Source organism: Maritalea porphyrae (assembly GCF_030159895.1).
In the GTDB taxonomy this organism is placed as follows: domain Bacteria; phylum Pseudomonadota; class Alphaproteobacteria; order Rhizobiales; family Devosiaceae; genus Maritalea; species Maritalea porphyrae.
On sequence record NZ_BSNI01000002.1, the window covers coordinates 1102014 to 1115284 of the forward strand.

A 13271-nucleotide genomic window follows, 5' to 3' on the forward strand; every position below is an offset into this window, starting at 1 on the left:
TGGGAGGAACTATAGTGGCGTCCAAGCAGAATAATCTCGAACCGCATGAACAATGTCCCTTTGGCAGCAAAGATCTTGTGAGCTCAGGGCTTAATTGGCGCTGCATTGGGCCACCGCGCGGCGGGCGAGTTGTTGCTGTTGCTGGCGATCCGACTAACCCAATGACTTATTATTTTGGTGCTTGCGCAGGCGGTGTCTGGAAGACAACGGATGGTGGCACTTATTGGGAGAATATTTCCGACGGCTACTTCAAAAGCGCGACAGTCGGCGCACTAACGGTCGCGCAGAGCGACCCCAATGTGATTTACGCTGGTATGGGTGAAACGACCATCCGCATCGACGTTTCCTACGGTGATGGCGTTTATAAATCCACTGACGGCGGCAATAGTTGGACCCATATGGGTCTTGAAGAAACACGGCATATCTCCGAAATCAGGGTGCATCCACAAAACCCAGATATCGTTTATGTTGCCGCATTTGGTCACGCATTTGGCAAAAATGCTGAACGCGGCGTCTATCGCTCAATCGATGGTGGTGAAAACTGGGATCTGATTCTACATGAAAATGACGGGGCAGGGGCGATCGACTTGGCGATGGACCCGAATAATCCTCGTCATTTAATCGCAACAACCTGGGAAGCGCACCGACATTTTTGGACGCTTTCCAGCGGCGGGCCGGGCAGTAAAATTTATCGCTCCAAAGATGGTGGCGATACTTGGGAAGACATCACCAATCGCCCGGGCTTCGCGCAAGGTATGTTGGGTAAAATGGGCGTCGCCATTTCACCAGCCCAATCTGGTCGCGTGTGGGCGCTAGTTGAAGCAAAAGGCATTGAAGGCGCGCTTTATCGTTCTGACAATTTCGGTGACAGTTGGGAGCGGGTCAGTCCCAATAGGGACCTTCTTCATCGTCCCTGGTACTATATGCATGTGTTCGCGGACACGACGGATCCAGACACAGTTTATGTCACCAATTACCAAATGTGGAAGTCGACTGACGGCGGTCGCAATTTCGATGAGATTACCACGCCACATGGCGACAATCATGACTTGTGGATTGACCCGCAAAACAATCAGCGCATGGTGCAAGGCAATGATGGCGGCGCCAACGTTTCTTTCAATGGCGGCCTAAGCTGGACAACGATCTACAATCAACCAACCGCACAATTTTACCGCATGGATATCGACAATCAATATCCATATCGCTTGTACGCAACACAACAGGATAACACTTCAATTTCCGTCCCCTCGGCGACCGAGTGGGGGGCAATAACAATTGGTGACTGCACTTACCCTGGGACAGGTGAAAGTGGTTTCATCGCGGTGCATCCAGATGATGCCAACGTTGTTTATGTTGGAGCCGTTGGATCATCTCCTGGGGGCAGCGGCGCGTTACAGCGCTACGACCATCGCACGCGTCAAAGCCAATTGATAAATGTATGGCCTGAGGAGAATACAGGTTATCGACCGCGCGATCTGAAATATCGCTTCGCTTGGACATTTCCAATCCACTTCTCGCCACATGACAGCGGCACCATCTATGTGGGCGGCAATCACGTCTTTAAAACCACCAATGAGGGCAAGAACTGGGAAGTCATTAGTCCAGATTTGAGCCTGAACGACCCCGATAAACTTGACTATTCAGGTGGTCCGCTGACCGGTGACAGTGCTGGGGCGGAGACTTATGCCTCGCTTTCTACATTTATCGAGTCAGTTCACAGGAAAGGCGAATTGTGGGCCGGTACTGACGATGGGCTAATACATGTCAGTCGCGATGGTGGGGCGAATTGGGAAAACGTCACCCCGTCGGATATGCCGGAGCTGAGCTACGTTGGCTCAATCGAGATATGCGCGCATAATCCAGACAAAATCTACTTTGCTGCAACGAGATTCAAACTGGACGACTATCGGCCCTATCTGTTTGTTTCTGATGATAGCGGCAAGTCGTGGCGTTCAATCAATGGCGACTTTCCGACAAACGAAATCACGCGCGTATTGCGCTCTGATCCTGTTTCGGACGATCTGCTATTTGTTGGCACAGAAACGGGCATCTTTTATTCGCTGGATGACGGTGAGCATTGGCAACGAATGCAGGGTGGTTTTCCTGTTGTGCCGGTCTATGACATTCAAATCAAGAACGAGGACGTGGCAGTCGCAACCCACGGGCGCTCATTCTGGATTGCAGATGACATTACCCCCTTGCGTGAAATGGCGAAAAAGCACGAAGTCACACACGGCGAAATGCTTTTCAAACCGCGCGACACCGTACGTCAAAAGCTACATTGGGCAACCGGCGTGTTTGACGGCGATGGCAAGAACTATAGCCCAGCATTTGGCGTAGGCGGCACCACCTACCTTAAAACCATGAGCGATGGGCAAACCAAGAATGTCCATTTGGACGTGGGTGAAAACCCACCAAATGGCGCTATCATTTATTATTGGTTTGATGAGGAACCTGAAGGGCGCGTCGCTTTGATCTTTAGAGATCACGAAGGCGAGCCGATCATTAAGTTCACCAACGACAAAGATGAAAAACCAAACAAGAAAGTGCCGACAAAAAAGGGCTTGAACTGTTTTGTGTGGGACATGCATTTGCCAGCCCCTACGGCATTTGATCCCAATCTTGTCGACAAGCCATACGAGCCTTTGGCAAAGTCTGGTGATGGACGAGGGCCGCGCGTCGCGCCAGGTAATTATTTTGTGGAGTTGGACGCTGAAGGTGCCAAGCTTGAGCAGCCGTTTAAGATCATAAAAGATCCGCGACTTGATACCTCACAGGAAGATTTTGACGCACAATTTGATGCGCTCTTAGAACTGCATGAAATTCAAGACAAACTACATCAGGGCGTGAATAATCTGCGTAGCCTGCGCAAACAAATGCAGGCGCTCAAAGGGAAGTTGCAACGTCACCATCAGGCGATTGCGGAAGCGACAGACAGCCTTATCGACCAATTCACTGAAATTGAGGGTACTTTGGTCAACCGTTTCAAAGAGACTCCCCGCGATGTGTTACGGCATCCAGCGGGCCTAGACGATACGCTTGGCGAATTGGCTTGGGTTATGTCGATTTCAGACCATGCGCCAACAAGCCAAGCACTCGAAGTGAGCGTGGACGTGCGCCAAAAAGTGGATGCACAACTGGAGGTGTTGCAGGGGCTGATTGATGGACCTGTCGCTGCGTTGAATGAGCAAATTGAAGAAGCGGGAATTAAAACGATCTCCATATGAGTGAGAGCAAAGAAGTAACTCAGAATTTGTGGCGTGTGACCGCCGCTGATTTTGTTGTGCGTACTGCATATCAGATGGGCAAAACGCCATTGCTGCCGCTATTTGCTGCTAGCATTGGCGCTGGACCATTATTACTTGGTTTTATTGTGTCAGTGTCCACCATGACAGGTTTCTTCTTTAAACCAATTTTTGGGTTCTTGTCGGATCGCAACGGCCGCCGATTATGGATGCTCATTGGTATTGCGGTGTTTTCGTTGATGCCATTTCTTTATTGGTTGGTAGAAACACCGCAGCATTTAGTGGTGCTCAGGCTTTTTCATGGGTTGGCCACAGCCATTTTTGGGCCGGTCACCCTGGCATATGTTGCGGCATTGGCTGTCCAAAAGCGGGCGACCCGTCAAGGGTGGTTCGGCCTTGCCAGGTCCGGTAGTTATTTGATTGCACCCACAGCGGCAGCTTGGCTCTTGCAGTTCTTTTCACCAGAGATGGTTTTCTCGATTATCGGCGCGGTTAGCTTGGTTGCATTTTTGCCAGTTTTCTTTCTAACCGAGCATCGACGCCATGGTCCTGTATCCCGATCAAATGGAAATCCAATGACCACATTCTTACGCGCGGCCAAAACCGCCTCAAACTCGCCGGTACTTTGGTTTGCTGGGACAATGGAAATGGCCATTTATGTGGCCACATACGCCATTAAAGCCTTTTTGCCGCTATATGCCCATTTGCAATTGGGCGTGGATTTGCTGACCGTTGGGTTGTTTTTCACCGTGCAGGAGAGCCTAAACTTGCTGGCGCGTCCAATCGGCGGAAAGCTCGCGGATCATTTTGGTTTACGAAATACACTCGCTGTGGCCCTTTTGGTGTTGTCACTGGCAATGTCGATGCTACCTTTTGCCAGTACGGCAATGCAGTTCTTGTTGATTGCCGGGGCAATGGGGGCCGCTCTTGGCGTTAGCTTGCCCACAATCATTGCGCTATATAGTCAGCATCTGCCCGATCAAAATTTGGGGCTCGGAATGGGGTTGCTTGGCACTATTCGCAATCTTGGCAAGATTGCAGGGCCGGTTGTCGGTGGGGCGCTGTTGGCATTTGCCACATATACAACGCTGTTCTCCGTCTGCGCTGCACTTATACTACTGCTCGCAATTACTATAACCTTCCGCACCAGCCGTCAGGAAAACACTGATTTCATTTAATGTTTTCTGTGCGAACTTGTCGTTACTGCGTGAACTGCGTATAACAATATGGCAATTGATTCGAGGAGGGGTTCGTTGCGAGTTTCGCGACCCAGATATGTCGATGATGCGCTGTTTTACCATGATGGTTGGCGCACCGGACGTTATGGTCCTTTTCAGCTAAATTCAGTGTACCAGCCGATTTTTTGCACATCTGATACCTATGGCACGCCATGTGGGTTTGAGGGGCTGCTGCGGGTGAAGCATGAAGGCAAAATCATCTCGCCTTTGGATTTCTTTCCGCTCGTGCCCCAAGAGGATAAGTTCTTTATCGAATGGATGTGTCGCGCCATTCACATCTCAAATTTTCATCTGGTGCGCCAACCAGGGCAACTTCTTTTCGTAAATCTCGATCCAACAACTTTTACCAATGTTGCGCAGGCCGAATACGAGATTAAATTTATGGTAAAGCGCATGGAGGAGCTTGGGGTAAATCCTCAAGATTTCGTCTGCGAAGTTATCGAAGAAAAATCACAAGATGATCAGGTGTTTGCAAATATCATCGAATGCTTCAAAAGTTTTGGGATAAAAGTTGCCGTTGATGATTATGGCGTGCGTTTTTCGGATAGAAACCGTATCGAAAAATTGTCGCCGGATATCGTCAAACTCGACGGTTCTTGGTTCAAGTCGATGCTTGAAACGCAACGCGGCAAACAACAATTGAAACGCACCATAAACGGTTTTGGCGAAAGCGATATTATGGTCATTGTTGAGGGCGTGGAAACCAAAGAGCAGTTAGATTTTGTTGAAGCGATTGGCGGCTGCGGCGTGCAGGGGTATTTGCTTGGTCGGCCACAAGGTGTTGCCGTACAGCCATAGTTTTTGTCAGATCACCACATCGTTTCCTTTGCGCGTTTTGCCCATCCTTCGTCATATGTTTTGCCGCCCACTGTGCCTTCGCTAAGATTGCTAAGCATTTCGCCAGCTGTTGGAAGAGACTTTGGATCGATATGGGTGTCTATGTCCCACAAACCTGCCCGCATGACCGCGCGTGCGCATTGGAAATAGACTTTGTCGATCGTTAGAACGATGGCTGAGCGCGGCACTTTGCCTTCAACTTCAAATGAAGCAAGCAATTCAGGGTCTATGCTGACGCGCGCTTGGCCGTTCACACGTAATACGGTGTTGCTGCCTGGAATGAGAAACAAAAATGATGTGCGCGGATCGCGCACAATGTTGGCCAAGCTATCAATTCGATTGTTGCCCCGCCTGTCGGGCATGATCAGTGTTTTCTGATCCTGAACTCTAACAAAGCCAGGCTGGTCCCCACGGGGCGAGCAGTCAATTCCATCTTCAGATACGGTGGCGAGCGCTACAAACGGGGCTTTTTCAACAAATGGACGATAAACATCGTCAAGGTAGTCGATCTCTTTGACGATGGACGCTTGAGCTGGTGTGCCATAAATGCCGGCCAATTGTTCAACATCTAAAACAAAGCTCATATTCATCCCCACTAAAAAATGCTGTTGCCGAGCCGTTCCTCAAAGTTGGTGTGCGATTCGGTGTGTGCCAATAAGAACCAATTATGGCGCAGTGGCTGGGTATTGAAAGGCAAAATCGGCCAAAAAACAGACCATTTTGCCTAGAATTTGGCCTTCTTCAAATATGGTTAGGAATTATTAAACAGTTCGCGGTGAAACTGCGCGAGAATGAATCGTGTATTTCGGGGGATGCCATTTATGGCGGACATGCAAACAAAGCAGATCGAATTACCAGCAATCGCTGATATCGGCGCAGTTGATGAGCTGCGTGAAGAAATGCTTGAAGCACTAAATGCCGGCAACTTGGAAATCAACCTTGCAAAAGTTGAACGCGTTTCAACCAACGCATTGTTCATGTTGCTCAGCGCTGCAAAAACAGCGAGCAACCACAATTATCAACTCTTGCTAAGCGCCCCGAGTGAACATTTTTCCTCTGCCCTTGAGACTTTGGGTTTGGAAAGCGCTTTTGCACCGTTAATGAAAGGATAGTCAGTTTATGCGTGTACTCACGGTTGATGACTCCCGTACAATTCTTGCAATGCTACAGCACACGTTGGCTGGCGCGGGATATGAAGTTCTTCAGGCTGAAAATGGTCAGGAAGGTCTTGATGTCTTGGGTGCAGAAAATGTCGATGTAGTTATTACTGACATCAATATGCCAGTAATGGACGGGATCGAGTTCATCAAAAATGTGCGGGCCTCTGGTCAATACCAAAGCTTGCCAATTCTAATTCTGACAACCGAAACAAGCCAAGATAAGCGCGATCAAGGTCGAGCTGCGGGCGGTACCGGTTGGATCGTGAAACCTTTTGATCCGGACAAGCTGCTCAGCGTGATCAAAAAGGTCTCTCACTAATAATAAACCCCGAGTTGCGTTGGATGTGCCATGAGCGAACTAGACGAATTTAAGGCTACCTACTTCGACGAATGTTCTGAACTGCTTACCGAATTGGAAGAGCAGTTCATGGCAATTGAGGAAGGGGATCAAGACCCCGAACGCCTCAATGCTGTCTTTCGCGCAATTCACTCGATCAAAGGTGGCGCAGGTGCCTTCGGCTTTACAGGTCTTGTAGGATTTGCCCACAGCTTTGAAACACTTCTAGATTTCGTGCGTGATGGCCGCATTGAGATGAGCGAGAAAGTGCTCACTCTTTGTATCCGTTCAAGCGATTTGGTTGCTGATTTTGTTTCAGCGGCACAAGAAGGACGCGAACTCGAAGACGGTTATGGTGCTGAGGAAAAAGCGGAGTTTGAAGCGCTTTGTAATCCTGACGGTGCCGAGGAAGAAGAGCCTGAGGACTTCGATATCGAGTTTACGCCAGTGATGGTGAATGTCGATGCCGATGCCGACGCGCCAGCCGCTGAACTGCCTGATGACGAAGACGTTTTTGAAAGCCCGCCGCTCAACGCTGGCGCCGACACAGATCTTGGCGCAGCGCTCGATGATGCTGCAGACGATCTTTCAGACGCAGATGTGGTTTTTGCCGGTGACGGCACCGATGGCGCACCTGAATTCGGCGCAGCTGCCGACGCTTGGACACTGACATTTACGCCACTTCCAGCGTTGTTTGAACGGGCAAATGACCCGCTCTTATTGTTCCGTGAACTCGCAATTGTTGGCGATTCACAGGTGAACGCGGATATTCGCGAAATCCCTGAATTGAACGACTTCGAGCCGTTCCACCCTTACTGTCAGTGGGTGATTACGCTTAAGGGCGATGACGTTACCGAAGAGCGCATTCGTGAAGTCTTTGAGTTTGTTGAAGGTGACTGTGAGATCGAAGTTACGCCACCAGGTGAACTTAGCGAGCGCCAGACATCAATTCTAGTCGGAGAAATTGGTCCGGCTGACGATCAAGCCGCAACCGAGCCTGCACCAGAGGTGCCTGCTGAAGCATCGGCCCCAGCACCTGCTCTAGAAGTTCCTGAAGCGCCTGCCGCTGCTGCCGATGATGCCGGTGATGCGCCAAGCTTTGCTGACCTTGCTGGTGAGTTGGGTGTGGACATGGACGCCGCGCCAGAAGAGGCAAAACCAGAAGAACCTGTTGCTGAAAAAGCTGAAGCGCCAAAAGAAACAGCGCCAACACCACAGCCGCCAGCGTCCGAGCCAGCAGCAAAATCGACTGCACCCGCCTTTGGTAATGCGCCAGCAAAACCAAAAACGCCGGAAAAACCGCCGGTTCAATCCATTCGTGTGGACCTTGATAAGGTCGACCGCGTAGTGAATATGGTTGGAGAATTGGTTATTACGCAGTCAATGCTCACCCAGCAGATGGATGAAACACTGCGCGACAAATACCAAGAGTTGGTGCGCGGTATTGAGGTATTGGCCCAAACCACTCGTGGCTTGCAAGATAGTGTTATGGCTATCCGTGCGCAGCCGGTTAAATCTGTATTCTCGCGTATGCCACGTCTGGTTCGCGAATTGGCGAATAAGACGGGCAAAAAGATCAAGCTCGAGATGGTTGGTGAGAACACCGAAATCGACAAGACCGTTATTGAGCAATTGTCTGATCCGCTAACGCATATGATCCGCAACTCAGCCGACCACGGTATTGAAAGTTGCGAAAAACGTACCGAGCGGCGTAAGCCGGAGCAGGGTACGATTACCCTTTCTGCCGAACAGGCAGGCGGTAACATTCTTATTATCGTTGAAGATGACGGTGCGGGTATTAACCGCGAACGGGTCTTGGCCATCGCCAAAGAACGTGGTGTTGTTCCGCAAGACCAGACCCCATCTGATGAGCAAATCGACAATTTGATCTTTGCGCCTGGTTTCTCAACGGCTTCAGAAATCTCAGATATTTCAGGACGTGGTGTGGGCATGGACGTTGTGTTGTCCAACATCAAAAAGATCGGTGGTTCGGTGCATGTGCGCTCAAATCCTGGTCGCGGCACCCGAATGACCCTTCGTCTTCCACTTACATTGGCTGTGCTTGATGTGATGTTGGTGTCTGTTGCGGGCTGTCCATATGTTGTGCCGCTGTCATCGATTGTTGAAACAATTCAAGCGGGTCGCGCAGAGTTTGGCAAAGTGCCGAGCGGTTCGCGATTGCTGCAAATCCGCGGTGAATATGTGCCGGTTGTTGATCTGGCCACACGCTTTGCAATGCACACCGATGCGGACGAAAATGAACGCTTCGTGGTCTTGTGCGAAGCAGAAGGTACTAACAAACTCGCGATCATTGTCGACGAAATTATCGGTCAACAGCAAGTGGTTATTAAGAGTTTAGAGGAAAACTATGAGCGTATCGACGGTATTGCCGGTGGTACAATCCTAGGTGATGGACAAGTGGCGCTCATTGTTGACGTCCAAGGGTTGAAGACAACTCGTGTAAATCATCGCAGTGCGGCGGCATAACGCTTAAGATTGAGAGGAAATCATGGAAGCCATCGAACTCAACGAAAATGATCTTGAAGTTGGCGGTGCAAACTCCATTCAGTTGATTGCATTTTCAATTGGTGAGCAAGCTTACGGGGTCGAAATCACCACAGTTCGTGAAATTCGAGCGTGGAACGGTGCGACGCCACTACCAAATACAAAAGAGTTTGTGCGCGGGGTGGTCAACCTACGCGGCACGATCGTGCCGATCTTTGATCTTCGTGCTCGATTTGGCGCTGGCGTCACCGAAGCAACAAAAACCCATGTGGTTGTAGTGCTTGCGGTTGGTGAAAAATGGATCGGCATTTTGGTTGATGCGGTATCTGACATTTTGACGGTTCAAAAGAACGACATCCACCCTGTACCTGAAGGGGAGAATATGGATTCAGAACTGCTAAATGGCATCGTGACACATGATAGCCGGATGGTTGGTTTGATCGATTTGGAATCTGTCGTGGGCCAAACTGGCGAAGAAATCTAGACGGTTAGAATTTCAAAATCAGAATGCAAAAAAAGCCCGGTTTGACCGGGCTTTTGTTTTGCGGGAAATAAACTCCCCGCAAATCAGAATAATTCGATGTCGTCGTGCTTCGCGCGACCGGCAATGCCAGATAGATTTGGCTTGCGCAACTCATCCAATGTCAACTCTGACCAAATATCTTTATGATCGATATTTTCAGAAATGTCATCGATGACTTTTGCCATCAAACGCGCAGCTTTTGCGATATTATCAGATCGTTGTTGAATACGATCTTGTGCTTGCAAAGCAACCAGCATTTGTTGAATGGCGGTGCTACGTGCATCGTCACTATCGAGCTTGTTATTCATTAGAACGCCGAGGCTGTCGTTGATTTTGTCAATCATTTCAGCGGTTTGGCGTGCGGTCTCTTCCAATTCGACCGCTAACTTGTCCAAGGACATACTAAAATTCCCCCTTTAACTTGCTCGCCCAATCTACAATTCAATTCCTAACTGCCACTTTCTTTTTTCTAAAAATAAGCGAATGTTCTCGTTGTGGTTAGCAGTTCACTAATAAATTCAGGGTTAGGGTGGTAGGCAAAAGTAATACAGGATGAATCAGTGACAGAATCGATCAGATCCCCTCGCGACATTCCACGTCAATCAACGGTGCAAGTTCATCAAGGCGATTGTCATGTGTCTGGCGAACCGGAGACGGCATTCTCGACTGTTTTAGGCTCGTGTATTGCTGCCTGTGTTCGGGACAAAATTACCGGCGTTGGTGGAATGAACCATTTCTTGCTCGGGGTTCAATCCGATAGTTCTAAAGACAAATACGGTGAAAGCGCACGCTACGGCGCCTACGCTATGGAAGAATTGATCAACAAAGTCCTCACCCAGGGCTCTGGCCAACGAACAGAGTTGGAAATCAAAGTTTTTGGCGGTGGAAACATCAACCAAAAGATGGATGATGTTGGTGCCAAAAACGCAGCTTTTGTCCGCGGCTTCCTCGCGGCGGAAGGGTACAAAGCCGAAGCGGAAGATCTTGGCGGGACATATGCGCGGCGCGTTGTATTTCAGCCAGTTCCCGGCCGTGTTTTTGTCAAACACCTCGATAGCTCAGTAAATGATGGCTTGATCAAAGAAGAAATTTCAAAAGCCAACAAGCCAGTCGAAACTCACGACGATATCGAATTGTTCTAAGACGACATTTTGTTATCATTTGGTTTACATCAGTGACCAATGGCAACGCTCTGTTAACCATTGCAAATTAGTCTCCGAATTTAGGTGGCGGCTCCATTTTGGAGTTGCGTTGCTGGAATTCGAGTTGCTCGCGCTGCCCAGAATTCCTGAATTTTTTGCACCATGTGCGTTTCATTTACCAAAAATAAGGGGTGTGAGACGACAATAGGCGGCAATCGGCAAAAATATCGCCCGCAATGGGTGGCGGTTTGTTTGCCAATTTAGGAGTTGCAGACGATTAAGTTGGGCGCCAACTGAATTGTCTTTTTGTAGTCGAGCGTATCACAGGGGCCAGCAACATCATGGATAGCGGTGAAATTTCTTTGTCGGATCGCGAATTCGAAGCGGTAAGAAACAAAGTATATGATTTGGCAGGCATTTCGATGAGCGATGCCAAGCGCACCCTTGTTGTGTCGCGACTATCAAAAATTATCCGACGTTTGAACTTAGATACGTTTACAGCCTATTTGGATCATTTGGATCGAAACGGGTCGGCTGATGAAGTTCAAGAGTTCATCAACGCGCTAACAACTAATCTCACTAGGTTCTTTCGTGAAGATCACCATTTTGATCATTTGAACGACTATATTGGTGGTATCGTCAATGATCCGGCCAATCCAAACAAATCTCGACTGCGCCTTTGGTCGGCTGGTTGTTCTACCGGGCAAGAGCCATATACGATTGCGCTGAGCCTTTTGGCTGCGCATCCCAAACTAAAGACATGGGATTTCAAAATCCTAGCAACTGATATCGACACTAACGTTGTCGAAAAAGCAAAAACCGGCGTTTACAAAGCAGGCGACTTGTCTGGTCTGTCTCCTGAACGCGTAAAGCTTTTTGACCGCGATGGCGCCGGCAATGTGCGCATTCCTGATCATGCTCGTTCAATAGTGACGTTTAAGTCGCTCAACTTGATGGAAGCTTGGCCAATGCGTGGGCCGTTTGACGCCATCTTCTGCCGCAACGTAGCGATCTACTTTAATAAGCCGACCCAAGAAAAAATGTTCACCCGCATGGGTGAGCTGCTTAAGCCAAACGCGTTTCTTTACATTGGGCACTCGGAAAACCTCAATTCAGTTGCTGACAAGTTTAAGCTGGTTGGCAAAACCGTTTATCAAAACAAACTAGGTGCTAGCGCACGGAGTGCCGCATGATCAAAGTTCTCGTTGTTGACGATTCTGCACTTATTCGAGAAGTGCTTTCTTCGTTACTTTCCGCAGGTGATGACATCCATGTCGTCGGTACAGCTTGCGACCCAATTGATGCACGAGGCAAAATTAAAACGCTTAACCCAGATGTGGTGACGCTAGATATCGAAATGCCAAACATGAATGGTTTGGCATTTTTGGAAAAAATCATGCGCTTGCGACCAACGCCAGTTGTGATGATTTCGACCCTCACACAAAAAGGTGCGCAAGAAACACTGCTTGCTTTGGAACTTGGCGCTGTCGACTTTGTTGCAAAACCAGGTCACGACTTGGCTGGTGGTCTTGAGCAGTTTGGTCGGGAAGTGCGCGATAAAGTTATCGCGGCATCGCAATCAGATGTTCGTGGTCGTGCGATGGCACGTCAACCTGCGCCAGAAAAAGCTACGCCAGCAACTCCGGTTGCGTCGGGCGCAAAGGTTTCATCAAATGCACTCATCGCAATTGGTGCATCAACCGGTGGTGTCGAAGCGGTGAAAACAGTACTTTCAGGTTTGCCAAAAGACTCGCCTCCTGTGGTGATTGCGCAGCATATGCCCGCAGGATTTACTGCTCGGTTTGCGCAGCGCTTGGATGAAACTTGCGCTTTGACTGTCGTTGAGGCCACCGAGAGATTGGTGCTGCAACCTGGTCATGCCTATGTTGCACCTGGTCACGCGCATTTGCGTATTGAAAAGTCGTCTGGTCAATTGAAGTGCCGTCTGGGTGAAGATGGACCAGTTTCTGGTCACCGTCCGTCAGTTGATGTGCTGTTTGAATCAGTCTCCAAGCAGGTCGGAGCGGATGCTGTAGGTGCGATCTTGACGGGCATGGGGAAAGACGGCGCGAACGGCATGAAACTCATGCACGATACCGGAAGTTTTACAATTGGCCAGAGTAAATCATCGGCCCTGATTTATGGTATGCCGCGTGCTGCCATGGAGATGGGTGCCGTGGACGAAGAAGCGTCCGTAGAAAAAATAGCAGCAAAGCTCATCAGCGCTTTGGAACGCCGTAAAGCTGCGGCATAGAGCATTGAGGGATTGGTAACTGTTAATGGA

12 protein-coding genes are annotated in these 13271 nt (G+C 49.4%); 10 read left to right on the top strand and 2 right to left on the bottom strand.

Features of this window, described 5'->3' with window-relative positions; all coding sequences use genetic code 11:
• Positions 1–14: 14 nt before the first annotated feature.
• The 3 genes from QQL65_RS08810 to QQL65_RS08820 all read left to right on the top strand — a co-directional run bounded on the left by QQL65_RS08810 (position 15) and on the right by QQL65_RS08820 (position 5281).
• Positions 15–3227, top strand: a complete 3213-nt coding sequence (locus QQL65_RS08810) for a VPS10 domain-containing protein (RefSeq protein WP_284363723.1) — start codon at positions 15–17, stop codon at positions 3225–3227.
• Positions 3224–4423 (top strand): MFS transporter, encoded by a 1200-nt coding sequence (locus QQL65_RS08815; protein WP_284363725.1) that lies wholly within the window; start codon positions 3224–3226, stop codon positions 4421–4423. The genes QQL65_RS08810 and QQL65_RS08815 overlap by 4 nt, the downstream gene beginning before the upstream one ends.
• 75 nt (positions 4424–4498) lie before the next feature.
• A complete protein-coding gene (locus QQL65_RS08820) occupies positions 4499–5281 on the top strand; it encodes an EAL domain-containing protein (protein ID WP_284363727.1) in 783 nt (260 codons plus the stop codon).
• Between the two features lie 11 nt (positions 5282–5292).
• Here QQL65_RS08820 and QQL65_RS08825 read toward each other — a convergent pair whose 3' ends face one another.
• Complete coding sequence (locus tag QQL65_RS08825; protein WP_284363729.1) at positions 5293–5904, bottom strand: pyridoxamine 5'-phosphate oxidase family protein; 612 nt, start codon at positions 5902–5904, stop codon at positions 5293–5295.
• 237 nt (positions 5905–6141) lie between these two features.
• Here QQL65_RS08825 and QQL65_RS08830 point away from each other — a divergent pair, with 237 nt between their 5' ends.
• The 4 genes from QQL65_RS08830 to QQL65_RS08845 are packed head-to-tail and all read left to right on the top strand — an operon-like array spanning position 6142 to position 9806.
• Positions 6142–6432, top strand: coding sequence for an STAS domain-containing protein (locus QQL65_RS08830; RefSeq protein WP_284363731.1), 291 nt, complete (start codon positions 6142–6144; stop codon positions 6430–6432).
• Between the two features lie 7 nt (positions 6433–6439).
• Entirely contained in the window at positions 6440–6799 is a 360-nt protein-coding gene (locus QQL65_RS08835; RefSeq protein ID WP_284363734.1) for a response regulator, read from the top strand.
• A gap of 30 nt (positions 6800–6829) precedes the next feature.
• Positions 6830–9304: a chemotaxis protein CheA gene (locus QQL65_RS08840; protein WP_284363735.1), complete on the top strand. Its 2475-nt coding sequence runs from the start codon at positions 6830–6832 to the stop codon at positions 9302–9304.
• A 22-nt stretch (positions 9305–9326) separates the two neighbouring features.
• Positions 9327–9806 carry a chemotaxis protein CheW gene (locus QQL65_RS08845; protein WP_284363737.1) on the top strand — a complete coding sequence of 160 codons (480 nt, stop codon included), beginning with the start codon at positions 9327–9329 and terminating at the stop codon, positions 9804–9806.
• Positions 9807–9889: 83 nt separating this feature from the next.
• On the opposite strand, the gene QQL65_RS08850 is transcribed toward QQL65_RS08845, so the two are convergent.
• Complete coding sequence (locus tag QQL65_RS08850) at positions 9890–10246, bottom strand: hypothetical protein (protein WP_284363738.1); 357 nt, start codon at positions 10244–10246, stop codon at positions 9890–9892.
• Between the two features lie 159 nt (positions 10247–10405).
• Here QQL65_RS08850 and QQL65_RS08855 point away from each other — a divergent pair, with 159 nt between their 5' ends.
• The 3 genes from QQL65_RS08855 (at position 10406) to QQL65_RS08865 (ending at position 13241) form a co-directional block, all read left to right on the top strand.
• Positions 10406–10987, top strand: coding sequence for a chemotaxis protein CheD (locus tag QQL65_RS08855; protein WP_284363740.1), 582 nt, complete (start codon positions 10406–10408; stop codon positions 10985–10987).
• Positions 10988–11328: 341 nt separating this feature from the next.
• Positions 11329–12180 (top strand): CheR family methyltransferase, encoded by an 852-nt coding sequence (locus tag QQL65_RS08860; RefSeq protein WP_284363742.1) that lies wholly within the window; start codon positions 11329–11331, stop codon positions 12178–12180.
• Positions 12177–13241, top strand: coding sequence for a protein-glutamate methylesterase/protein-glutamine glutaminase (locus QQL65_RS08865; RefSeq protein WP_284363745.1), 1065 nt, complete (start codon positions 12177–12179; stop codon positions 13239–13241). Before QQL65_RS08860 ends, QQL65_RS08865 begins: the two co-directional genes overlap by 4 nt.
• Positions 13242–13271: the final 30 nt, after the last annotated feature.

Bases quoted from the DNA above. Each gene is read 5' to 3' on its own strand.
- QQL65_RS08865 (WP_284363745.1), top strand. From the start codon at position 12,177: ATGATCAAAGTTCTCGTTGTTGACGATTCTGCACTTATTCGAGAAGTG.
- QQL65_RS08850 (WP_284363738.1), bottom strand. From the start codon at position 10,246: ATGTCCTTGGACAAGTTAGCGGTCGAATTGGAAGAGACCGCACGCCAA.
- QQL65_RS08860 (WP_284363742.1), top strand. From the start codon at position 11,329: ATGGATAGCGGTGAAATTTCTTTGTCGGATCGCGAATTCGAAGCGGTA.
- QQL65_RS08845 (WP_284363737.1), top strand. From the start codon at position 9,327: ATGGAAGCCATCGAACTCAACGAAAATGATCTTGAAGTTGGCGGTGCA.
- QQL65_RS08830 (WP_284363731.1), top strand. From the start codon at position 6,142: ATGGCGGACATGCAAACAAAGCAGATCGAATTACCAGCAATCGCTGAT.
- QQL65_RS08835 (WP_284363734.1), top strand. From the start codon at position 6,440: ATGCGTGTACTCACGGTTGATGACTCCCGTACAATTCTTGCAATGCTA.
- QQL65_RS08825 (WP_284363729.1), bottom strand. From the start codon at position 5,904: ATGAGCTTTGTTTTAGATGTTGAACAATTGGCCGGCATTTATGGCACA.
- QQL65_RS08815 (WP_284363725.1), top strand. From the start codon at position 3,224: ATGAGTGAGAGCAAAGAAGTAACTCAGAATTTGTGGCGTGTGACCGCC.
- QQL65_RS08840 (WP_284363735.1), top strand. From the start codon at position 6,830: ATGAGCGAACTAGACGAATTTAAGGCTACCTACTTCGACGAATGTTCT.